The sequence below is a fragment of the Tenacibaculum aquaeponti genome, assembly GCF_052084715.1.
GTDB lineage: Bacteria > Bacteroidota > Bacteroidia > Flavobacteriales > Flavobacteriaceae > Polaribacter.
Window position 1 is genome coordinate 3,938,876 of sequence record NZ_CP197288.1, and the last position, 22,955, is coordinate 3,961,830.

Here is a 22,955-nt window from a genome sequence, read left to right on the forward strand (position 1 = left end):
AATTAAATATTTTTTTCGTTTTCTAATAACTGTTCTAGAGCAATTAAATCTGGAACTAAAACTTGTCGAGCTTTACTTCCTTCAAAAGGGCCAACAATACCAGCTGCTTCTAACTGATCAATTAACCTTCCTGCTCTATTATAACCGAGTTTCAGCTTTCTTTGCAATAATGATGCCGAACCTTGTTGTGCGGTTACAATAACTTCAGCTGCTTCTTTAAACAGTTTATCTCTATCTGCAATATTATTATCAATAGTTGTGCCAGCTTCCTCGCCAACATATTCTGGTAATAGATGTGCTTCAGGGTAAGCACGTTGTGATCCAATAAAGTCTGTTATTTTTTCTACTTCTGGCGTGTCAACAAAGGCACATTGTATACGAGTAATGTCATTTCCACCAGAATAAAGCATATCTCCACGACCAATTAATTGATCCGCTCCAGGGGCATCTAAAATAGTTCTACTATCAATTTTAGAAGTTACTCTAAAGGCAATTCGAGAAGGGAAGTTTGCTTTAATAATACCTGTAATTACGTTTACAGATGGACGTTGAGTTGCTACAATTAAATGGATTCCAATTGCTCTGGCTAATTGGGCTAAACGAGCAATAGGAGTTTCTACTTCTTTACCCGCAGTCATAATTAAATCAGCAAATTCATCAATAACTAATACAATGTAAGGTAAAAATTGGTGTCCGTTTTCAGGGTTTAATTTGCGAGCTCTAAACTTAGTGTTATATTCTTTAATGTTACGAACCATTGCATTTTTCAATAAATCGTAACGATTATCCATTTCTATACAAAGAGAATTTAAAGTATTTACAACTTTAGATGTATCTGTAATAATTGCTTCTTCAGAATCTGGTAGTTTAGCTAAATAATGACGCTCTATTTTATTAAATAAAGTAAGTTCTACTTTTTTAGGATCAACAAGAACGAATTTAACTTCTGCTGGATGTTTTCTATATAATAATGAAGTTAATATTGCATTTAATCCAACAGATTTACCTTGTCCTGTTGCACCTGCCATAAGTAAGTGAGGCATTTTAGCTAAATCGACAACTAAAGTTTCGTTTGAAATTGTTTTACCTAAAGCTAAAGGTAATTCCATCTGACTTTCTTGGAATCTCTTAGATGTAATTACCGAATGCATCGATACAATTGTGGCCTTTTTATTAGGGACTTCTATACCGATAGTTCCTTTCCCCGGAATCGGAGCAATAATACGGATTCCTAAAGCAGAAAGAGATAAAGCAATATCATCTTCTAGGTTTTTAATTTTTGAAATACGAATTCCAGCCTCTGGTACAATTTCATATAAGGTAATTGTAGGTCCAACAGTTGCCTTTATTTGTGCAATTCCAATTTTATAATTCTTTAATGTTTCTACAATCTGATTTTTATTAGCTTCTAATTCTTCTGGATCTATGGAAATACTTTCGTTGTATTCTTTTAATAAGTTAAAAGTAGGAAAACGATATTGACCTAACTCTAGAGTAGGATCAAATTCACCAAAATCTTGAACTAATTGATCAGATAAATTTTCGGTTACACTTTTTTCTTCTTCTATTTTTTCTATAGCTATTTCTACTTCATTGTTTGAATTAGAAATTATAGTTTCATTTTCATTTTTATATGTTGGAGTAAGAGTGTTTATTTCTAAATTTAAGTTATCTTCTTTTTTCTTTTCAATTGTAGAATGATTTCCAATGGTAGGTTGCAAGTTTTCTACAGAAAGTTCAAAATCAGATTTATTTTCATTTGTTTCAGTTTCTTCTGTTTGTTTTTCTTCTTCTTTAGCTGATGAAGGAGGGTTAGTATCTTGAATAACTTCAACAGAATTATCAATTACAGTGTCATTTGTTTTTTCATGTTTTTTCATCTTTTCACTAATCATTTCAGGAGTCATTCTAAATCGAACAACTACATAAGAAAGTAGAAAAAACATAAGTACTATTGCTAGGCCTGTTTTACCAATAAATGTTTGTAAATATTCATTTAACTCGTAACCAACCGTACCAGATAACAAAGCCAATTTCTTTTCTACAAATCCTAAAGCAACAGAAACCCATAACATATTAAATAATCCCCAATTCCATCTGGCAACCATACTTTTTAATCGAGTTTGTAATAAAAAACTAATACCTGTTAAAAGAATTAGAAACGGAAGAATAAAAGCAGCTAATCCAAAACCGTTGTAAACCAATACATGACTTAGACTAGAACCTATTTTTCCTAATAAGTTTTTAGCTTTTAGTTGTTTATTACCGAATTCGGTTAAAATACTTTGATCATATTCCCAAGAAAAGAAAAATGAAATAAAAGCAACACATAAAAAAATAGCAAAAAGCACTAGAAAAACGCCTAAAATCGTTTGTGTTTGCCTGTTTTTAAAGAATTCGTTAGCTTGTTTAAAGAAAGAAGGTTTAGTAGGCTTCTCTACTTTTTTTGTTTTTTTTGAAACTGTTTTTTTTGCCATTAACTAGTAAAAATTTCGACCTGTAAATATAGAAATATTACAAGAATAAGCTTGTAATTTTTGGAATGTATATAATACAACCCACAATTATAGAAATTATTGCCGCAAAACCGGCGGCTCCTGCAGCGACATCTTTTATAATTCCTATTTTGTTATTAAACTCAGGATGAATAAAATCGGCAACTTTTTCAACAGCTGTGTTTAATGCTTCAGCAACCAATACTAACCCAGAAACGGTAAGTTGAATCATCCATTCTGTAGCAGAAATATTAAAAACAAAGCCTAATACAACAGCAAAAAGCCCAATAATAAATTGGGCTTTGATACTATCTTCGGTTGTTGTTAGTATTCTCATGCCTTTAAAAGCATAACTAACACCTTTTATTCGCCGCTTTATGAATCCATCTTTAGATGATGTTTCCATTATAATGCTTTTAAAGCTTCAGAGTAATTTGGCTCATCTACAATCTCAGGAACTTGCTCTGTGTAGGTAACCTCTCCGTTTTCGTTAATAACAACAATACAACGAGAGTGTAAACCATTTAAAGGTCCGTTTGTAAACTCTAAACCATAATTTTTACCAAAATCACCATTTACATAATCAGAAAGCATTTCTACGTTTTCTATACCTTCGGCACCGCAAAAACGACTTTGAGCAAAAGGTAAATCTCTAGAAATACATAACACTTTTGTGTTTTCTAACTGAGAAGCTTCTTTGTTAAAGTTTCTTACAGAAGTTGCACAAGTTCCTGTATCTATACTAGGAAAAATGTTTAATACTAATTTTTGACCTGCGTAATCTTCTAAAGATTTTACAGATAAATCACCGCCAACTAATTTAAAGTTAGGAGCTTTAGAGTTTACTTCTGGTAAGTTTCCGTTAGTTTGTATTTCGTTTCCTTTAAGCGTTACTGTAGCCATTTGTTTTTTGTTTTTATTCCTATCAAAAATAACTAAAATCTGTCAATTTGAAGTATCTTCGCGTACTTATTCAAAAGAAAGATTTATTTAGTGAATTTAGCAAAATATACATCTGAATTTAAATATAATTGGCAATTGGCTGCTCCTGTAATGTTAGGAATGTTAGGACACACTTTTGTGAGTTTTATTGATAACATTATGGTTGGACAATTAGGAACAGCTGAATTAGCAGCAGTTTCTTTAGGAAACAGTTTTATGTTTATTGCGATGTCTTTAGGAATTGGTTTTTCTACAGCAATTACACCACTAATTGCTGAAGCTGATGCTGCTGAAAATTTTGATAAGGCCAAGGCTACATTTAAACACGGACTTTTCTTGTGTACAACTCTTGGAATTTTAATGTTTCTAATGGTATTTTTTTCTAAACCATTATTGTACTTAATGAAACAACCTAATGAAGTTGTTGAATTGGCGATTCCTTATTTAGATTTAGTAGCGTTTTCTTTAATTCCTTTAATTGTTTTTCAAGCATTTAAACAATTTAGTGATGGAATGTCTATGACACGTTATCCAATGTATGCAACGATTATAGCTAATGTTGTTAACGTAATATTAAACTACTTGTTAATTTTTGGAAAGTTTGGTTTTCCTGAAATGGGAATTGTAGGTGCAGCTTATGGTACCTTATTATCTCGTTTTATTATGGTGTTGTATTTATGGTGGTTATTAACTCAAAAAGAGCGAACAAAACGATTGGTTACTAACATAAAATTCTTTGTGTTAGATAAATTAATGTTGAAAAAGATAATTAGTCTGGGAGCTCCAAGTGCAATGCAAATGTTTTTTGAAGTAGCTATTTTCACTGCTGCTATTTGGTTAAGTGGACTGTTAGGTAAAAATCCACAAGCTGCAAATCAAATTGCTTTAAATTTATCTTCTATGACATTTATGGTAGCAATGGGATTAAGTGTTGCAGCTATGATACGAGTTGGTAATCAGAAAGGACTACAAAATTATATTGAATTAAGAAGAATTGCATTTTCAATTTTCTTTTTAGGTGTAATTTTAGCTGTCGGATTTGCAATTATCTTTTTCTCTTTTCATAAAATTTTACCAAATGTTTATGTCGATTTAAATGATGCTCAAAATTATACAGATAATATGGAAGTAATTAAAATTGCTTCTACATTATTAATTGCAGCTGCATTTTTCCAAATAAGTGATAGTATTCAAGTAATGGTTTTAGGTGCATTAAGAGGTTTACAAGATGTTGCTATACCTACACTAATTACATTTATAGCGTATTGGTTAATTGGTTTTCCTGTAAGTTATTTCTTAGGGAAAGAGGAAATGTACGGAAGTTTTGGAATTTGGTTAGGATTATTAGCTGGATTAACTTCTGCTTCAATATTACTATTTTTACGCTTTAATTATCTAACTCAAAAATTGATACAAACAAAACATAATGAACTTACCTAAATTTTTATTAGCTGATAATAGTGAATTTGCAGAAGATATTTTCGTATTACACACAGAATATCCTAGGTTTTTAATTAACTTAAAAGATGATTCTGTAGAATGGTTTGAAGATATTGCTGATGAAAATGAGCAAGAATTAGCAAATGAGCTTGAAGGCTTAATTGAGCAAGCGGGAGCATTTTATGATCAGGAAATGAAACAATATGAATAAAAGGAAAAGGTTAGATTTTGAAATCTAACCTTTTTTTACACAAAAACTTCTTCCCCCAGAAAGTCATATGTGTATTTATTCTACATAATTGTGTTAATTATTTCAATAGCTCTCCTTACTGCTCCTTCCATATAACCACCATGTGTTTTAGAAGTTTCTGTACCAGATATATACAATTTGTCTTTCATAAAAGAGCCTTGAAATATTTCATGCCCATTGTTTTGATGCGGAAAAATAAACTCATTGTCATAAACACAAGTAAGTTTTTCTTTTTTCCATATTTTTTCATCGTAAACTAAATAATTGTTTACTTGTTCACCAAAAAACTTTTTTAATTGTAAAATAACTTTAGCTTCACGTTGTTCTTTAGTTAGTTTTACTAACCCATCATTTAAAAACCCCATTAACGCAAACCCGTTTTCTTGTATAGTACAATGATCGTATAATTCGGTAAAAGGACCAACATTACTAAAGCCAACACCAGAAAGTCCGTTTTTTCTCCAGAATGGAGTATCAAATACAACAGCAAACTTTATAGAATCTTTCATCCATGTATGTGTTTGATTGGCTATAGTAATCAAATCTTTAGGTAATTCAGGAGAAAAAATAATAGATTGCATTAATAATCTTGGAGGAACAGTAGAAATTACATAATCAACTTCATATGTTTTATTTTTTGATGTAACTGTTAATTGGTTTTCAAACTGATTTATGTGTGTAACTTTTTCATCAAGATAAATATTTTCTCTTCCAATTTTAAGAGCTAATTTTTCAATAATAGTATGCGTACCATCTACAATTCTATAACTTATTTCTTGATTAGGAGGTAAGTTAAACCTTTGTGGAGGATGCGAACTCATGACTTCAAATAAAGCATCACCATCCATTTTCTGTTCAAAAAGTTGTATGTTTAATTCCTTGCATAATTGAATTAAAGCTGTGTTATATTTCCATAACCAAGTTGCGCCTAATTCAATTTTGGTATTGTTTTTTTTCTTAGTCAAAATTCTTCCACCTAATCGAGTATTAGCTTCTAAAACTTTTACTGAAAACCCTTCTTTTTGTAATAAATAAGCAGTTGTTAAGCCAGATAATCCAGCACCAAGAATAGCGATGTTTTTTTTCATGAATTTATAAAAAAGATTAAGCTAACAAATTTAGCTTAACCTTAAAAAATTAATCTATTATATGTGTACCGTGAGTAACAGCTGCACCTGCTCTTAATGCAGCTGCGATAAAAGTTACTTCAGCAATTTCCTCTTGAGTTGCACCAGCTTTTTTAGCTTTTTCTTTGTGGATTTCTAAGCAATAGACACATTGTGTCGTTAACGCTACACCTAAAGCTATTAATTCTTTATATTTTGCTGGAATTGCTCCATCTTCCATAGCTACTTTATCAAATTGTTGAAAAGCTTCCATTGATTTTGGAGATTTTTTTCCTAAACTTCCTAGTTTTGAAAAAAGTTCTTTTATTGTTAAATGCATTTTTAAAATATTAGTTTCTACCTGCAATTACTCCACCATCAACATCCCAAACAGCACCGGTAACCCAAGAAGATTTATCTGATAATAAGAATGTAATACTATTAGCAACATCATCTGCTAATCCATTTCTTCCAATTGGGTGAAAAGTATTAAATCCTTCTAAAGCTTCATCTGCAGCATTTTTACTGCCAAAAACTCCGTGATAAACAGGTGTTTGAACAACAGCAGGAGAAACTGCATTTACCCTAATTTTATGATCAGCTAATTCCATAGCTAAGTGCTGAGTTAAAGAATGTAAACCAGCTTTTTGCATTGAGTAAGCAGAAGATGGTGTCGCTTTTACCGCCTGTTTAGCCCACATTGAACCAACATTAACAATAGATCCACCATTAGTTTCTTTCATTTTTTTAGCTACTGCCTGTGTAATGAAAAAGAACCCTCTGTTTAAGTCTAAATAAGAATCATAATCTGCTATAGTATGATCTAAGAAAGGTTTTGGACCAAAAATACCTGAAGCGTTTACTAAGTAATCCACATTATCTAATACACCAATAGTATCGATTAAATTAGATACTTCATCTTTGTTGGTAATATCGATTTTATGTTTTACTAAGTTTTCTTGTTGTTCTACTTTATTAATGCTTCTACCTACGATATGTACAATTGCACCTTCGTTTAAAAGTTGTTGTGTAGTTGCATAACCAATTCCACTTGTACCACCTACTACGATAGCTACTTTGTTGTTAAAATTTCCCATAATATTTAATTTTAATTGTTTTAAATGAACAGACAAGTCTGTCTTTTATGTTGTAAAATTTTTTAAATTATTTTTTGACATATATTTTTAGCCTGCACGATAGGCCAGTTATCTTGATGTAAATGACTTTCTGCAACAGCACTTTCATATAATAAATAAATTTGTTTAGCTAAACTTTCTGATTCCTTTTCAGATACAATAGTTAAGTTTTTGGTAATTAATTCTGAAATGAAACCTATTAATTGTTTTTTCTGACTTTGAATTTCATTTCTAATTCTTTCGTTATCTTTTGGGATTTCAGAAACCGTTTTGATACACCAGCAACCATTAAAGTCTCTTTCTTTAAAGAATAAACTTAAAAAATCAAACACAGCAAGAACTTGATCTTCACCAGAAGATTTAGAACTACAAAATGCTTTAATGTCGTGAGTAAATTTATTGTGCTTGTGTTGTAAGTAAGCCAAACAAATATCTTCTTTTGATTTAAAATGATTATATAAAGTTGCTTTTGCAATTCCAGATTCAGAAATAATTTCATTTATTCCTGTAGAATTGTAGCCATTTCTGTAAAATAAATCAGAAGCTTTTGCAATAATATGTTGTCTTACATCTCGTTTCACATGACAAAGATATAAAAAAATAGACAAGTCTGTCTGTTTTTCTAAAAAAAACGGAATTTTCCATTCTTTATGTTCTCCTTTTTTTACAGAAATGTAATGCTGTCCCATAGCTAATTCTTCAGTATTAATGTATGTTACAATACCAAATTGATCAGTTCTATAATGTATTTGCCTGATGTAATTCGGAGTTAAGATTTTTTTGTCATTTATTTTTAAAGTAATATAAGTTTTGTAGCAATTTTGTAAAATTTCACTTTTATTATAACTGTCTAAATCTTCATCATTATACTTACAAAGTTTTCTGCGTAACCTATTTTCATAAGTAAATAGAGGAATAAAAACTTTGAACAATTTACTATCTATTTTTTCTGACTCAATTTCTGGTCCAATTAAATATGTATTTTCTGAATTAGTATTTTCATAAAAAACAGGACGAATTAAATCGTTATTGTAATATTTCTCAGGGTTAATTAAATACACAATATTAGTTTCTGTAATTTGGTATAAGGCTGTGAATGCTCCACTAAATATGAATACTAACATTAAAAGTGCTAATCTCTTTTTCTTTTTAAAGTTTGAACCAAAAATCATACTTACTTGCATAATTGATTTATATAGAGGTCCGAAAGTAATCATAGAAATATACCTATTTACTTTAAAAGTAAAATCTTGAAGCTCATATTTTTCTTTATTATTTTTTAAGTTAGCATAAATAGAAAGAAACATTTGCACGACAAACATTATTCCTAATATAATAAGAGGGATTAGTAAATACATAGAAGGAACTGTGTCTGAAAATGCGTTGTAGATTAATATATAAATGCTCGCTAAGAAAGAAAAGTAAGAGTAAATAAGTAAAAATGTAAAAGCAACAGAAAAAATCACACTACACAATTCGTCTACTTTTTCTATAGAATCTTTTAGTTTAGGTAAAATCTTTAACATTTTTTCTGTGTATATTTTAGAATATGCACTATCCTCTATACTGTAATCAGGAAAAACAGAATTTAACCCTACTAATCCAATCCAATAGGCTCTTAAAGAGAAATGAATAACAAACATAGAAGCTAAAATACTAATGGCAAACAAACCAAAGAATACAACCATGTAAGCTGAAAAATATAAATCAGGACTAATAATATCTATAAACTTGTTCGTTAGCCAGCCAATAATACCAAAAAGCTTAAATGTACCAAATATTGCTACTGCAGAGACTAAAAGTTCGGCTTCCCAACTTTCATCCTTTAATCTTTGTAACCATTGTTTTGCAGAGTTTTTATTTGTTTTTTCCATTTCTAGAAGTAATTTTTACGAATATAAAGTATTTAAATAGATCATCTATAGATTAAGTATTATCTTCAGTTTTAACACAAAGATTGTTAAATCTTTAATAAAATAAATTTATTTCGTTTACTCTTTTTGTATATTTGTTAAACAAAACTAATCAAATATCATGAAATCAGTACTTTTTAAATTATTGGCTATAATCTTAGTTTTAGGTTTTACTAAACCTGAATATGAAACTTTTCAAGGAAAAGCTATTTATTTTTCTAAAGCAAAGTTGGAATTAGGAAGATGGGGAGCTAAAATGAGTGAAATGCAGAAAAAACAGATAAAAGCTAGATTAAAAAATAGATTAGAAAAAGAATATGTATTAATATTTAATAGAAAAGAATCTTTTTTTAAAGAAGAAGAAAAAATTGATGCAATATCTGGCGCAACAGATTCTTGGGGGAAAAATTTCTCACCAGGTGATCAGTATAAAAATATTCAATCTAATGAGTTAATTCAGAGTCAAGAATTTTATGGTAAACGTTTTTTAGTAAAAGATCAATTACAAAAAATTCAATGGAAAATAGGAAGCGAATCAAAAAAAATAGGTAATTATTTATGTATGAAAGCTACAGCTTCTATTCCTACAAAAGAATTAACCTGGTATAATTTTTCTTGGAGTGATTTAAGAAAAACTGAACAGAAAAAAGATTCTTTAGGAAACACAGTTGAACCAAAAATAGAAATGACTGAAGTAGAAGCTTGGTATACACCACAAATTCCTGTTAGTCATGGTCCAGCAGAATATTGGGGTTTACCAGGGTTAATTTTAGAAGTAAGTGCAGGGAATCAAATCATGTTATGTTCTAAAGTAATTATGAATCCTAAAGATAAGATAGAAATAGAAGCTCCTGAAAAAGGAAAAGAGATTACTAAAATGGCATATCAAGAAACCATAAAAGGTAAAATGATTGAAATGAGAAACAATAGAGGTAGAAGGAGAAGATAAAAAACTAATAATAAATACCTTAATTGTATTCTTATGAAGAAAATAATATTTCTTTTTTTCTTTTCGATAATCAGTAATTCATTTTCCCAAGTTACTATTTCTGGAGTAGTTAAAGATACTTTGAATACTCCGTTAGACTTAGCAAATATTATTGCTATAAACCAAACAACTAAAGTCTTAGAATCATACGGAATTACTGATTCGAAAGGAAAGTTTGAGCTTAAGTTATCGAAAAATAAATCCTATAAAATTCAAATTAGTTATATAGGTATGAAAACCTATGAAGAAGTTATTCAGATAAAAGAAGTGAATCTTAAAAAAGATTTCATTTTAAAACCTGATAATTCTTTAGATGAAGTTGAAATTACTTACGAAATGCCTGTAACTATAAAAGGAGATACATTAATTTATAATGCAGATTCTTTTAAAAATGGTACAGAACGAAAACTTGAAGATGTTTTAGAAAAACTTCCTGGAGTTGAAATTAATGAAGACGGACAAATAGAAGTAGAAGGGAAGGTGGTAAATAAACTCATGGTGAATGGTAAAGATTTCTTTGATGGCGATACGAAATTAGCCACAAAGAATATTCCTTCTAAAGCTGTAGATAAAATTCAGGTATTAAGAAATTACGCAGAAGTAGGTCAGTTAAGAAGTGTAAGAAATAATCAAGATAATGTTGCTTTAAATATCAAACTAAAAAAAGGAAAAGAGAATTTTTGGTTTGGAAACGTAACAGCAGGAGGAGGAAAGTCTCCAGACGAAGGTTTGTATTTATTACAACCAAAATTATTTTATTATAGTCCAAAATATAGCATCAATTTCATTGGAGATATTAATAATATTGGAGAAGTAGCTTTAAACAGAAGAGATATTCGAGGTTTCGGAGGTGGATTTAGAGCTCCTAGTAGGAGTAGTGGAACGAGTATAAATTTAGGAGATAATAGTTTAAATTTTCTAACGAACCAGAGTAACGCACTAAAAATAGAAAACAAACTGGCGACGATGAATTTTAATTATTCGCCAAAATCTACTTTAGATTTAAGTGGTTTTTTAATTTATAACAATAGCAAAATATTATCTAGAGAAACAAGTTTTGTTCAGTATACAAATCAAGAATTAGGTATACCAGATGAAGCAACTGATCAATCTACTACAGAGCGTTCAGATCAAGGATTATTAAAGTTAAGTGCATCTTACAAGCCTAATGTAAATAATCAGGTAGATTATGATGTAATAGCTCGAGTTTCAAAAGATCAACAAGATCAAAATTCGTTTTCATCAGTAATTGGAACAACAACACAATTTGATGAAGTTTCGCCTTACAGTATCAATCAAAATTTGAATTACTATTACACTTTAGATGATACTAATATTTTTGCCTTAGAGGCGCAACATTTAATTAAAAATGAAGATCCTTTCTATAATGCTGTATTAGCAAATACAAATAGTACTACAGATCCTTTTGATACAACAGCTGGAGCTTTAGGGTTAGATATAACTCAAGATAATTATAATATCAATCAAAATAGAAGGATAAAATCGAATCAATTAGATGCTAAGCTAGATTACTACAATTTAATTAACTCGAAAAGTAATATCAATTTAACTTTCGGAACTATTTTAAGTTCTCAAGAATTTGATTCTAATGTATTTCAGTTTTTAAATGACGGATCAGAATTTAATCCGACTCCAACAATAAATGATGGTAAGTTAGGAAATAACATTACATATAATTTTAGTGATGTTTATTTAGGAGTTCATTATAGAGTAAAAAAGGGAATTTTCACAATCACACCAGGTTTTTCGTTGCATGCTTATGGAAATAGCAATACACAATTTGGAGTAAATTATGATGAAGGTTTTTTTAGGGTTCTACCAGATTTTGAAACACGAGTTCAATTCAAGAAAAGTGAAGCACTTACTTTTCGTTATGAAATGAGAAATCAATTTACAGATGTTACTCGATTAGCAGAAGGATTAGTGTTGAATAACTTTAATAATATTCAATTTGGAGAACCAGAATTACAGAATGCTTTATCACATAATTTGAGTTTATTTTACAGTAGTTTTAATTTATTCAACTACACAAATATATTTGCAAGAGCATCATATTCTAAAAATATAGATCAAATTAGGAGTTTAACAAACTTTGAAAATGTGATACGAACTAGTACATTTTTCAATTCCAATTTTGCAGATGAAAATGCTAATATTTTTGGAAGAATTCAAAAGACATTTGGTAAAATTAGAGCTAGTTTTGGAACAGGTTTAAACTACAGTAAGATCAATCAATTTATCCAAGGAATTCAATCGTTAAATGAGCGTTATGTTCAAACATATACTCCAGGGATTAGAACGAATTATTTAAAAGCACCAAACATAAATTTAAGATATCGTTACAGTGTGTCTACCAATATTCAAGGTAGTAGAAAAACAACTTTTACAACAAATACACCATCTATTGAATTTGATGCTTACATATGGAAATCGGTAAGTTTTCGAACAGATTATTCGTATACAAATCAGAGTTCTAATGATGGGAATTCTCAATCTTTTCAAAATTGGAATGCAACATTTTCATACAGAAAAAATAATGATGCAAAATGGGAATATGAGATAAAAGCAACGAACTTGTTAAATATCGATTCTCAGATACGAAATAATGCAAATAACTTCTCTGTATTTAGTTCAGAGACTTTTATACAACCACGTTTTGTAACCTTTAGGTTTGTATATAACCTATAAAAAATAAAGCGAAGAAATTATTTTTTCTTCGCTTTTTCTACTAGTTCTATTTTTTCTAAAGATGTCTTGGTGGTGAAAAGTCCGTAATTGATAAATGCATTTTTCTTTTCAATTTTATCAATAGTTCCAACAGAATTTCCATCAATTAAACGTACTCTATCTCCAACTTTATATACATACTCAGCTCTAGCTTTTGCTTCTTTTTGAGCTTCAACTTTCTTTTCTTTTCTAACCTCAACTACTTTCTTAAGTACTTCTTGTTCTACTTTTTTTATAGCTTCTTTTTGTTTTGCTTCAGTTTCTTTTTCTTTAACTTTTTGTTGTTTGCTTTGTTTTTTAGGTGGATTTTTCTTTGTGTATTTTGTTTTTTCTGAAGCTACCCATTTAAAAAAGTTAGCAGATAATTCTTTCTTGTTATTTGTTTGAAAGTATTTATTCAATAATTCATTCAGTTTTCTACCTAAAGATAACATACGTTGATTGTTATCATATAGTTCCTGAAATCCTTCTAATTTTTCTTGAATACGTTGCTCTTTTTCCTGTAAACTTTCAATATGTTCTTGTCCTTTAGATTTTTGTTTTTCTAAGTTATCAGACGTTTTTTGAAGTCTATTTCGTTCTTTCTGAAGTTTTGAAATGGTTTTGTCTAAACGAACTTTTTCACTTTCAACACGCTTTTTAGCTCTGTTAATTAAACTATAAGGAATTCCGTTTTTCTGAGCTACCTCAAACGTAAAAGAACTTCCAGCCTGACCAACAAAGAGTTTATACATTGGTTCTAAAGTACGCTCATTAAATTGCATATTAGCATTCGTAACATTTTCAAGTTCATTAGCTAATACTTTCAAATTTGCATAATGCGTAGTAATAATTCCAAAGGATTTTTTTTCGTAAAATTCTTCTAAGAAAATTTCTGCTAATGCACCACCTAATTCAGGGTCAGATCCAGTTCCAAATTCATCAATTAAAAATAATGTATTATCATCACATTTTCGTAAGAAATAACGCATGTTTTTTAAACGATAACTGTATGTGCTTAATTGATTTTCTATAGATTGATTATCTCCAATATCAGTTAAAATAGTACCAAAAATACAAGTCTCACTTCGTTCATGAACAGGAATTAACATTCCGCTTTGTAGCATGGTTTGTAGTAAACCTATGGTTTTTAATGTAATACTTTTACCACCAGCATTCGGACCAGAAATAACTATAATTTGCTGTTTTGTATTTAGCTCAATAGTTTGAGAAATAGTTGCTATTCCTTTTTCTTTATTTTTTCTCCATAAAACTGGGTGATAAGCATCTCTTAAAAATACTCTTTTTTTAGTAGAGATTTTAGGTAATAACCCGTTAATTTCTCTGGCATATTTAGCTTTTGAAGCAATTACATCTAAATGAACTAAAAAAGTAAGATATGCTTCTAATAAAGGTGTAAAAGGTCTTATTTCTTCAGCTAATGCACGTAGAATTTTTACAATTTCTTGTTTTTCTTCATACAAAAGATTCTGTAATTCTCTACTGTAAGATAATGTTGCCTGTGGAGCTATATATACAATATTCCCTGATTTAGAAGAACCTAATAAACTACCTTTAACCTTTCTTCTGTGCATAGCGATAACAGCTAAAACACGTTGATTATCTATAATAGTTTCCTTTATATCATCTAAATATCCATTAGCAATACTACTACTTAAAGCTTTAGAGAAACTTTCTGATATTTTTCCGCGAACATGGTTAATGTCTTTTCGTAATTGTTTCAATGTAGGAGAGGCGTTATTTACTATTTCTCCATGTGGCAATATTATTTTCTGTATTGCATCAGAAACATAGGTAGTGTATTCTATTTCTTCGCTAAGCTGAAAAAGACTAGGGTAGTATTCTTTAAATTTTTTTAAAAACTTCTTTTGTTCATTAACGATAGAGGCTACAGTAGCAATTTTTAAATAAGCTTCTGTTTCTAAATAACTATTTTCTATAGCCAAACGTTTGATAAACTCTGTGATATCATCGAATCCATGATTTGGAATCCTATTTTCGTTTTCAAAAGAGCTTAAATATTCATTAACCAATTGCAATTCAAAAAGTAATTCTTCTTGAGATTGAATTGGGGTTATTTTTAATACGTTTTCTTTTCCTAAAGATGTAATACTAAATTCAGCCACTTGTTGTAAAACAGTGTTGAATTCTAAATCTTGCAATGTTTTTTCTGAAATATTATGTTTCAAAATCGCTATTTTTGAGAGCACAAAAATAATAAGAATGCAAGTAAATATAGCTGAAAGCTGGAAACATATTTTAAAAGAGGAATTTGATAAGTCATATTTCAATGAATTAACAAGTTTTGTGAAAAATGAATATGAAAATCATATCTGTTTTCCTAAGGACTCAGATATTTTTGCTGCGTTTGATTATTGTGCATTTGAAGACGTGAAAGTTGTAATTATTGGTCAAGATCCATATCATGGAGTAGGGCAGGCGAACGGATTATGTTTTTCTGTTCATGATGGAATTACACATCCTCCTTCTTTAATTAATATCTTTAAGGAAATAGAAACCGATTTGGGTATTCCTTACCCAAAATCAGGTGATTTATCAAGATGGGCTAAGCAAGGTGTATTGTTATTAAATGCAACACTAACGGTAAGAGCTCATGAAGCAGGAAGTCATCAGAAAAAAGGTTGGGAAGAGTTCACAGATGCCGTTATTAGCAAAATTTCAGAAGAAAAATCTGATGTTGTCTTTTTACTTTGGGGAGGTTTCGCAAAGAAAAAAGGAAAGAAGATAGATGTCAAAAAGCATAAACTCTTACAGTCAGGTCATCCATCTCCGTTAAGTGCTAATAGAGGATATTGGTTTGGAAATAAACATTTTTCACAAACTAATTCTATTTTACTAGAAAATGGGAGTGAAGTTATACAATGGTAATCTCGGGTAATAATGTATTGTTGTAATAAGGCAGTGTTATTGCATCTAAAATATCTTCTGTTACATCTGGATATCTAACTTCTACTATCGATTTTGATTTTAACCACTTTTCAATTTTTGGAAGATGTTTTTTACTTAACTTTTTAAGAACAGTAATTCCCATCTCTTTTAAAGCAAGTGCATTACATTGTTGTTCGTATTGGTTTTTCATAGGAATAACCATTAGCTTTTTTCTTAAATATAAAGCTTCTGCAGGTGTTTCAAATCCAGCTCCACATAAAACACCACTAGAAGAAGCAATACTTTTTATAAATTCTTTACCATCAATTGGTCTGATAATAATATTATTATGTAATTGAAACTGATTCGTGTGTTTTGAAAAAATTTCCCATTTCACAGTTTTAAATTGAGATAATAATTGTATTAATTTTTTATCTCCATATGCAGGAAGATAAACAGTATAATGTCCTTTATTTGTAATGTTTTTATAACGAATTTCTTTTCTTATTATAGGTAAGAACGTTGCAGAAGAATAGGTTTTAAAATGAAAACCAAATCTATTTTTAGCAGGAGCATAGTACTTTAAAATAAAACGTTCTAATTTAAATTTGCTGCCATATTTAGGGGCATTTTCGTCAGCAACTGCATTTTGATGACTTAAAGAAATAATAGGAGTATTTCTTAATTTACAAGCCCAAGCTGAAACAGGTTCAAAATCATTTATTACTAGATCATAATCTTTAACCGGTAAAGAATTTACTTCTTTCCATAAGTTACGGAGCTTCGATCTCTTTAAAGTTTCTACCAAATCAACTCCACCTTTTTTTCCAAAGATAAAACTTAGGCCATACATTTTGTATTTAATTTCAAAAGGAAATTGTAATTCACATTGATATCCACTTACCAAAACATCAACTTCAGCTCTTTTTTGTAAGTGCGGAACTATTTCTAAAGCTCTACTTGCATGTCCGTTTCCTGTACCTTGAATTGCGTATAAAATCTTCATACTATTTTGAAAATTTTTGAATGTTAAACTCTTCTAATAATCCTTCAAAAAGCTGACTATTACTTTGTTCAGCTTGTATTAATTCTACATCAGATACTTCGATGTTATTTGGTAATTTTTTAGCCAAATTATCTTTTTCGTATTCGTATAATTTCCATTCTTTATTACTGTATTCTAATGCTGTTAGGTTTTCAATCCAATCACCAGAATTTAAATACATTGTTTTTCCTTTATCATTTTCTATGCTACGCATTTCTGGTTGATGAATATGTCCGCACACTACATAATCGTATTGGTTATCAATAGCAATTTCAGCAGCTGTGGTTTCAAAATTATTAATGAATTTTACTGCACTTTTTACACCATTTTTTATCTTTTTACTAAAAGATAATCTGTTATATCCTAAAGTTTCACTAATCCAGTTTACAGCAGTATTTAACATGATTAAGAAATCGTACCCAACACTACCAAGTTTAGCAAGCCATTTAGAATGTTGCATGGTAACATCAAAAACATCTCCATGAAAAAACCATCCTTTTTTTCCATCAATATCTAAAACAACCTTATTTACAATTTCGAAACTTCCTAATTGAAATCCTTTGAATTTACGAAGCATCTCATCATGGTTTCCTGTGATATAATAGACTTTTGTACCAGAAGTAATAAAACTCATTAGTTGACGAATAACTTTCATATGAGCTTTAGGAAAATACCTCTTTTTAAACTGCCATATATCAACAATATCTCCATTTAAGATTAATGTTTTTGGATTTATTGTTTTTAAGTAATTATTCAGTTCCGTAGCTCTACATCCAAAAGTTCCTAAATGTACATCTGATATCACAGCGATGTCTAGTTTACGACGTTTACTTTTTTTCATTTTAAGTTTGATAGTTTTCTTCTTGATAGTTTAAAAAGAAAGAGGTTAAAATAATTTGTACTAAATTATAGTTTAAGTGCAGTGTAATCGTAAATCTTTAATTAATTGATTGTTAGTGAAAATTCAATTTAAAGTAAACATTGTAAATTTTGTGTAAATAAAAAAGCACCGAAGTTTCCTTCAGTGCTTTCTTTTAAAAAAGTATATTTTTATTTATTGTATAAAACCCAAGTTCCTTGCTCTAATAAAGGAATTGCTTGTTTATACTTAACTTCCTTCTCTTCGCCAGACATTACGTTTTTAATGGTAACTCTTTCGTTTCTACCTATTTTTGGTTGCTCACGAACTACAGTTTCAATAGCTTGTTGTTCTTGAGTTTGTTGTTGACGAGCATTACTGATAGCTTGTTGAGTAGAGTTTTGAACTTCGTCTTTACGTAAGTCTAATTGCTCTCTTTTTTGCTCTTGAGCTTCAGAAATTTGAGATTCATCTTCTTGAGGAAGTTTTCCTTTGAATAAGAATGATAATACTTCCTTGTTTACTTTATCGATTGTTTTTTGGAATAATTCGAAAGCTTCGAACTTATATACTAATAATGGGTCTTTTTGCTCATATGTTGCATTTTGCACAGTTTGCTTTAATTCATCCATTTTGCGTAAATGATCTTTCCAGTTTTCATCAATAATCGCTAATGTGATGTTCTTTTCAAAATCGCTTACTAATGATTTACCTTCAGATTCGTATGCCTCTTTTAAGTTGGTAACTACACGTAACGTTTTAGTTCCATCAGTAAAAGGAACCACGATTCTTTCGTAACGATCTCCTTCGTTTTCAAAAACTCCTTTGATTACTGGATAAACTTGAGAAGCATTTCTATCTGCATCTGCTTTATAGTTTTCAGTAACTAATTTATAAAGCTGATCAATTAATTCTTGTTCTGGTTTAGCGTTAAATTCATCTTCAGTAAAAGGAGAAGTCATTGACGAGAAACGAATCAATTCAAATTCGAAATTTTGAAAGTCTTTCGTTAATTTATTCTGACGAACAACAGCATCACAAGTATCATAAATCATGTTTGCGATATCTATCTGTAAACGCTTTCCATCTAAAGCATGACGACGACGTTTGTAAACGAATTCACGTTGAGCATTCATTACATCATCATATTCTAATAAACGTTTACGAATACCAAAGTTATTTTCTTCTACTTTTTTCTGCGCTCTTTCGATAGATCTAGTTACCATTCTATCTTGAATAACTTCACCTTCTTTTAATCCTAATCTATCCATAACTTTAGCAATACGGTCAGAACCAAATAAACGCATTAAGTTATCATCTAAAGCAACAAAGAATTGCGAAGAGCCAACATCTCCTTGACGACCAGCACGACCACGTAACTGACGATCTACACGACGTGAATCATGACGTTCTGTACCAATAATAGCTAAACCACCAGCAGCTTTAACTTCATCCGATAGTTTGATATCGGTACCACGACCAGCCATGTTTGTAGCGATTGTTACTTGTCCAGGTTTACCAGCTTCAGCAACAATATCGGCTTCTTTTTTATGTAATTTTGCATTTAAGATGTTGTGAGGTATTTTACGCATTTTAAGCATTCTACCTAACAATTCAGAAATTTCTACAGAAGTTGTACCTACTAATACAGGTCTGTTTTCTCCAACTAATTTTACAATTTCTTCAATTACAGCATTATACTTTTCGCGAGTAGTTTTATATAATAAATCTTCTCTATCGTCACGAGCAATTGGTTTATTTGTAGGAATTTCTACAACGTCTAGTTTATAAATTTCCCAGAATTCACCAGCTTCAGTAACAGCGGTACCTGTCATTCCAGATAATTTACGATACATTCTAAAGTAATTTTGTAAAGTTACTGTAGCAAACGTTTGTGTAGCATCTTCAATTTTTACATTTTCTTTAGCTTCAATTGCTTGGTGTAAACCATCTGAGTAACGACGACCGTCCATAATACGACCTGTTTGCTCATCTACAATCATTACTTTATTATCTACTACTACATATTCAACATCTTTCTCAAATAAAGTATAGGCTTTTAAAAGTTGATTCATAGTGTGAATGCGTTCACTCTTCACACTAAAATCTCTATATAATTCTTCTTTTAATTCTGCTTTTTGTTCTGGAGTACCTTCGTTACCATCAATTTCAGCTATTTTTATGCTGATGTCTGGTAAAACGAAAAATGCATCATTTTGTGTTCTTTCTGAAAGATGACCAACTCCTTTATCTGTTAAGTTAATTTGGTTGTTTTTTTCTTCAATAGTAAACCATAGTTCAGCATCAACTTCAGGCATTAATTTATTATTATCCTGCATGTAGAAGTTTTCAGTTTTTTGAAGAATTTGTCTGATTCCTTCTTGAGATAAGAACTTAATTAAAGCTTTATTTTTAGGTAAACCTCTATAAACTCTTAATAATAAAAATCCACCTTCTTTAGTATCACCTTCTTTAAGTAATTTTTTTGCTTCAGATAAAACACCTACTAAATATTTACTTTGTAAAGAAACTAAATCAGCGACTAAAGGTTTTAATTCGTTGAATTCATGAATATCTCCTTGTGGAATTGGACCAGAAATAATTAATGGAGTTCGTGCATCATCAATTAAAACAGAGTCTACCTCATCAATAATAGCGTAATTAGGTGCACGCTGTACTAAATCTTCTTTAGATGAAGCCATATTATCACGTAAATAGTCGAAACCAAATTCATTGTTTGTTCCGTATGTAATATCAGCGTTATATGCTTTTCTTCTTTCTTCTGAATTTGGTTGATGGAAATCAATACAATCTGTAGATAAACCATGGAATTCGAAGATAGGAGCCATCCAAGCACGGTCACGTTTTGCTAGATAATCATTAACAGTTACTACGTGAACTCCTTTTCCTGTAAGTGCATTTAGGTACACTGGTAATGTAGAAACTAAAGTTTTTCCTTCACCAGTCATCATTTCAGCAATTTTTCCATTATGTAATACAGAACCACCAATTAGCTGCACATCGTAATGAATCATATCCCAAGTTACTTCTTTACCAGAAGCATCCCAAGTATTTGCCCAAAGCGCTTTATCTCCATCTAGAGTGATGTGTTCTTTTGTAGCTGAAAGTTCTCTATCAAAAGGAGTTGCGTTTACTTCAATATTTTCATTTGTGGCAAAACGTCTAGCTGTTTCTTTAACAACAGCAAAAGCTTCAGACATGATATTTTTTAAAACTTCTTCAGAAGCTTCATAAGCTTCATCTTTTAGTTTATCTATTTGTGTGTAAATATCTTCTTGTCTATCAATATTTGCTGTTTTAGCTTCTTCTTCTAATTGAGATACTTGATCTTCAAAAGATTTAGTAGCTGCGTTTATTTTAGATTTAAACTCTATTGTTTTAGCTCTTAACTCATCGTGACTTAATTTAGATAAATCACTTTCAAAAGCTTTTATATTGTCTATAATAGGTTGTAATTTCTTTAAATCTTTTTGTTGTTTGTCTCCAACAAAAATTTTTATAATTGAGTTTAAAATGCTCATTCTGTGTGGTTTTATAAAGAAGTTTTATTTCTTATTTATGTCGTTGATTATAAAATGCTTAAAAATAAGCAAAAAAAAAGCCTCATATGAGACTTTTAAGTTTTATTGTTTTCGTGTTAATATTCATCCTCATTCCAAAGATAATCTTCTTCGGTCGGATAATCGGGCCATATCTCTATGATAGAGTCGTAGACTTCACCTTCATCTTCAATATCTTGTAAATTTTCTACTACCTCTAGTGGAGCACCAGTACGAATCGCATAATCAATTAATTCGTCTTTAGTTGCAGGCCAAGGTGCATCAGCCAAATAAGATGCTAATTCAAGTGTCCAGTACATTTCTAAATCTGTTTTTAGTTTTCTGCAAAAATAAAATTTTAACTGAAAAAGTCAAGTTTTTTCTTAAAAATCTGAATTCAATAAAATAAAGAACTTTTTCTATAGCTTATTAGGTATCCATTTAACCTCGTTTGCTTGTAAGTCTTTGGACAACTTCCGTGCCAATACAAAAAGGTAGTCAGATAGTCGGTTTAAATACATTAAAACGTTAGAATTAACATCATCTTCATGACTTAAGGCAACAGATAAGCGCTCAGCTCGTCTACAGACACAGCGAGCAATATGACAAAATGACACTGTTTGATGTCCTCCAGGTAAAATGAAATGTGTCATTTGAGGAAGTAAATCATTCATTCTATCCATCTCTATTTCTAAGAACTGAATAACTTCATTATTAATTTTAGGGATGTTTAAACGTTCTTTTCCGTTTTTTAATGTTTCTTTTTCTGGAGGAGTAGCTAGCATTGCACCAACTGTAAAAAGTTCATTTTGAATCTTAATTAAAGTATTCTTTGTTAAATCGTCAATTTCTTGATCTCGGATTAAACCTATGTATGAGTTAAGTTCATCAATTGTTCCATAACTTTCTATTCGTAAATGGTTTTTAGGAACTCTAGTTCCTCCAAAAAGAGCGGTAGTGCCTTTGTCTCCAGTTTTAGTATATATTTTCATTTAGTTGTTTTTTGTTTAAATATCAAGTTTGTTTAAAATATATTCAGGACAACGAGTAGGTTTTTTTGTTTCAATATCAATAAAAGCTAAAGTTGTATTTCCTACACATAATAATTCTTGATCTTGATTCGTTATTTCATAGTCGAATTCGATTTTAACAGATGGCTTTTTTTTTAAAATGGTTTTTATAGTAAGTTTATCATCATATAAAGCTGATTTTTTAAAATTACAATTTAAAGAAATTACCGGAAGCATAACTCCGTTTTTTTCCATATCTTTGTAATTCACCCCTAAGGAACGAAGCCACTCTGTTCTACCAATTTCAAAATATTGCGCATAATTACCGTGATAAACGACCCCCATTTGATCTGTTTCGGCATATCGGACTCTAATGTTTGAATAATGTTCAGGCAAAATTGTATGTAATTTGTTAAATCAAATCTTACATAAAAAAAAAATAATAATCAATACCATTTTGATTTTTTTTTACTGAAATTTATTCACACTTTTGTTCGTCCAAAACAGAAGGATTTTTAACGTTATTTTTTACTGCTTTTTTGTGGGAAAAATAGAAAATTTGTGAAGAGCTTAG

General features: G+C 30.0%; 19 protein-coding genes. 5 read left to right on the top strand and 14 right to left on the bottom strand.

The genetic code is table 11. The annotated features are described in order from the left end of the window. Nucleotides 1-2 precede the first annotated feature (2 nt). From ACSIGC_RS17820 to tpx, 3 genes are read right to left on the bottom strand one after another with little or no spacing between them, the layout of a single operon-like run. Nucleotides 3-2,477 carry a DNA translocase FtsK 4TM domain-containing protein gene (locus tag ACSIGC_RS17820; protein ID WP_442266114.1) on the bottom strand — a complete coding sequence of 825 codons (2,475 nt, stop codon included), beginning with the start codon at nt 2,475-2,477 and terminating at the stop codon, nt 3-5. 37 nt (nt 2,478-2,514) lie between these two features. After that, entirely contained in the window at nt 2,515-2,901 is a 387-nt protein-coding gene (locus ACSIGC_RS17825) for a diacylglycerol kinase (protein WP_299682537.1), read from the bottom strand. Next, entirely contained in the window at nt 2,901-3,398 is a 498-nt protein-coding gene (tpx, locus tag ACSIGC_RS17830) for a thiol peroxidase (protein ID WP_442266115.1), read from the bottom strand. Before tpx ends, ACSIGC_RS17825 begins: the two co-directional genes overlap by 1 nt. A 90-nt stretch (nt 3,399-3,488) precedes the next feature. Here tpx and ACSIGC_RS17835 point away from each other — a divergent pair, with 90 nt between their 5' ends. Continuing rightward, nucleotides 3,489-4,877, top strand: coding sequence for an MATE family efflux transporter (locus ACSIGC_RS17835; protein ID WP_442266116.1), 1,389 nt, complete (start codon nt 3,489-3,491; stop codon nt 4,875-4,877). Next, a complete protein-coding gene (locus ACSIGC_RS17840) occupies nt 4,864-5,088 on the top strand; it encodes a hypothetical protein (protein ID WP_442266117.1) in 225 nt (74 codons plus the stop codon). Before ACSIGC_RS17835 ends, ACSIGC_RS17840 begins: the two co-directional genes overlap by 14 nt. 80 nt (nt 5,089-5,168) lie before the next feature. Here the strand turns inward: ACSIGC_RS17840 and ACSIGC_RS17845 are convergent, their stop codons facing one another. From ACSIGC_RS17845 to ACSIGC_RS17860, 4 genes are all read right to left on the bottom strand, one after another. After that, nucleotides 5,169-6,215, bottom strand: coding sequence for a flavin monoamine oxidase family protein (locus ACSIGC_RS17845; RefSeq protein ID WP_442266118.1), 1,047 nt, complete (start codon nt 6,213-6,215; stop codon nt 5,169-5,171). A 49-nt stretch (nt 6,216-6,264) separates the two neighbouring features. Beyond that, nucleotides 6,265-6,573, bottom strand: coding sequence for a carboxymuconolactone decarboxylase family protein (locus ACSIGC_RS17850; protein WP_442266119.1), 309 nt, complete (start codon nt 6,571-6,573; stop codon nt 6,265-6,267). A gap of 10 nt (nt 6,574-6,583) precedes the next feature. After that, complete coding sequence (locus ACSIGC_RS17855; RefSeq protein WP_442266120.1) at nt 6,584-7,330, bottom strand: SDR family NAD(P)-dependent oxidoreductase; 747 nt, start codon at nt 7,328-7,330, stop codon at nt 6,584-6,586. Between the two features lie 62 nt (nt 7,331-7,392). Continuing rightward, the gene (locus ACSIGC_RS17860; protein ID WP_442266121.1) at nt 7,393-9,243 is read right to left on the bottom strand and encodes a TetR/AcrR family transcriptional regulator; all 1,851 of its coding nucleotides are present in this window, start codon (nt 9,241-9,243) and stop codon (nt 7,393-7,395) included. Between the two features lie 160 nt (nt 9,244-9,403). Between ACSIGC_RS17860 and ACSIGC_RS17865 the strand changes: the two genes are divergently transcribed. Both ACSIGC_RS17865 and ACSIGC_RS17870 read left to right on the top strand, forming a co-directional pair. Then, nucleotides 9,404-10,231: a GLPGLI family protein gene (locus tag ACSIGC_RS17865; protein WP_442266122.1), complete on the top strand. Its 828-nt coding sequence runs from the start codon at nt 9,404-9,406 to the stop codon at nt 10,229-10,231. Nucleotides 10,232-10,264: 33 nt separating this feature from the next. Continuing rightward, the gene (locus tag ACSIGC_RS17870; protein WP_442266123.1) at nt 10,265-12,979 is read left to right on the top strand and encodes a carboxypeptidase-like regulatory domain-containing protein; all 2,715 of its coding nucleotides are present in this window, start codon (nt 10,265-10,267) and stop codon (nt 12,977-12,979) included. Between the two features lie 17 nt (nt 12,980-12,996). On the opposite strand, the gene ACSIGC_RS17875 is transcribed toward ACSIGC_RS17870, so the two are convergent. Continuing rightward, entirely contained in the window at nt 12,997-15,207 is a 2,211-nt protein-coding gene (locus tag ACSIGC_RS17875) for an endonuclease MutS2 (RefSeq protein ID WP_442266124.1), read from the bottom strand. Nucleotides 15,208-15,241: 34 nt separating this feature from the next. Here ACSIGC_RS17875 and ACSIGC_RS17880 point away from each other — a divergent pair, with 34 nt between their 5' ends. Further along, nucleotides 15,242-15,907 carry a uracil-DNA glycosylase gene (locus tag ACSIGC_RS17880; RefSeq protein WP_442266125.1) on the top strand — a complete coding sequence of 222 codons (666 nt, stop codon included), beginning with the start codon at nt 15,242-15,244 and terminating at the stop codon, nt 15,905-15,907. Here ACSIGC_RS17880 and ACSIGC_RS17885 read toward each other — a convergent pair. The 6 genes from ACSIGC_RS17885 to ACSIGC_RS17910 all read right to left on the bottom strand — a co-directional run bounded on the left by ACSIGC_RS17885 (nt 15,894) and on the right by ACSIGC_RS17910 (nt 22,777). After that, on the bottom strand, nt 15,894-16,913 hold the full coding sequence (locus ACSIGC_RS17885) for a glycosyltransferase family protein (RefSeq protein WP_442266126.1): 1,020 nt from the start codon (nt 16,911-16,913) through the stop codon (nt 15,894-15,896). The two genes, ACSIGC_RS17880 and ACSIGC_RS17885, sit on opposite strands and share 14 nt — an antisense overlap. A gap of 1 nt (nt 16,914) precedes the next feature. Beyond that, entirely contained in the window at nt 16,915-17,793 is an 879-nt protein-coding gene (locus ACSIGC_RS17890; RefSeq protein WP_442266127.1) for a UDP-2,3-diacylglucosamine diphosphatase, read from the bottom strand. 209 nt (nt 17,794-18,002) lie between these two features. Then, complete coding sequence (gene secA, locus ACSIGC_RS17895) at nt 18,003-21,353, bottom strand: preprotein translocase subunit SecA (protein WP_442266128.1); 3,351 nt, start codon at nt 21,351-21,353, stop codon at nt 18,003-18,005. Between the two features lie 116 nt (nt 21,354-21,469). Next, nucleotides 21,470-21,691, bottom strand: a complete 222-nt coding sequence (locus ACSIGC_RS17900) for a DUF2795 domain-containing protein (RefSeq protein WP_075343250.1) — start codon at nt 21,689-21,691, stop codon at nt 21,470-21,472. 99 nt (nt 21,692-21,790) lie between these two features. Further along, complete coding sequence (locus tag ACSIGC_RS17905) at nt 21,791-22,363, bottom strand: cob(I)yrinic acid a,c-diamide adenosyltransferase (RefSeq protein WP_442266129.1); 573 nt, start codon at nt 22,361-22,363, stop codon at nt 21,791-21,793. A 15-nt stretch (nt 22,364-22,378) separates the two neighbouring features. Then, the gene (locus tag ACSIGC_RS17910; RefSeq protein ID WP_442266130.1) at nt 22,379-22,777 is read right to left on the bottom strand and encodes an acyl-CoA thioesterase; all 399 of its coding nucleotides are present in this window, start codon (nt 22,775-22,777) and stop codon (nt 22,379-22,381) included. Between the last annotated feature and the right edge of the window lie 178 nt (nt 22,778-22,955).

What these genes read in the sequence shown, in the direction of transcription:
- ACSIGC_RS17885 (WP_442266126.1), bottom strand. Translation starts at nt 16,913, where the DNA reads ATGAAGATTTTATACGCAATTCAAGGTACAGGAAACGGACATGCAAGT.
- ACSIGC_RS17825 (WP_299682537.1), bottom strand. Translation starts at nt 2,901, where the DNA reads ATGGAAACATCATCTAAAGATGGATTCATAAAGCGGCGAATAAAAGGT.
- ACSIGC_RS17900 (WP_075343250.1), bottom strand. Translation starts at nt 21,691, where the DNA reads ATGTACTGGACACTTGAATTAGCATCTTATTTGGCTGATGCACCTTGG.
- ACSIGC_RS17860 (WP_442266121.1), bottom strand. Translation starts at nt 9,243, where the DNA reads ATGGAAAAAACAAATAAAAACTCTGCAAAACAATGGTTACAAAGATTA.
- tpx (WP_442266115.1), bottom strand. Translation starts at nt 3,398, where the DNA reads ATGGCTACAGTAACGCTTAAAGGAAACGAAATACAAACTAACGGAAAC.
- ACSIGC_RS17845 (WP_442266118.1), bottom strand. Translation starts at nt 6,215, where the DNA reads ATGAAAAAAAACATCGCTATTCTTGGTGCTGGATTATCTGGCTTAACA.
- ACSIGC_RS17870 (WP_442266123.1), top strand. Translation starts at nt 10,265, where the DNA reads ATGAAGAAAATAATATTTCTTTTTTTCTTTTCGATAATCAGTAATTCA.
- ACSIGC_RS17905 (WP_442266129.1), bottom strand. Translation starts at nt 22,363, where the DNA reads ATGAAAATATATACTAAAACTGGAGACAAAGGCACTACCGCTCTTTTT.
- ACSIGC_RS17840 (WP_442266117.1), top strand. Translation starts at nt 4,864, where the DNA reads ATGAACTTACCTAAATTTTTATTAGCTGATAATAGTGAATTTGCAGAA.
- secA (WP_442266128.1), bottom strand. Translation starts at nt 21,353, where the DNA reads ATGAGCATTTTAAACTCAATTATAAAAATTTTTGTTGGAGACAAACAA.
- ACSIGC_RS17850 (WP_442266119.1), bottom strand. Translation starts at nt 6,573, where the DNA reads ATGCATTTAACAATAAAAGAACTTTTTTCAAAACTAGGAAGTTTAGGA.
- ACSIGC_RS17820 (WP_442266114.1), bottom strand. Translation starts at nt 2,477, where the DNA reads ATGGCAAAAAAAACAGTTTCAAAAAAAACAAAAAAAGTAGAGAAGCCT.
- ACSIGC_RS17865 (WP_442266122.1), top strand. Translation starts at nt 9,404, where the DNA reads ATGAAATCAGTACTTTTTAAATTATTGGCTATAATCTTAGTTTTAGGT.
- ACSIGC_RS17880 (WP_442266125.1), top strand. Translation starts at nt 15,242, where the DNA reads ATGCAAGTAAATATAGCTGAAAGCTGGAAACATATTTTAAAAGAGGAA.
- ACSIGC_RS17855 (WP_442266120.1), bottom strand. Translation starts at nt 7,330, where the DNA reads ATGGGAAATTTTAACAACAAAGTAGCTATCGTAGTAGGTGGTACAAGT.
- ACSIGC_RS17890 (WP_442266127.1), bottom strand. Translation starts at nt 17,793, where the DNA reads ATGAAAAAAAGTAAACGTCGTAAACTAGACATCGCTGTGATATCAGAT.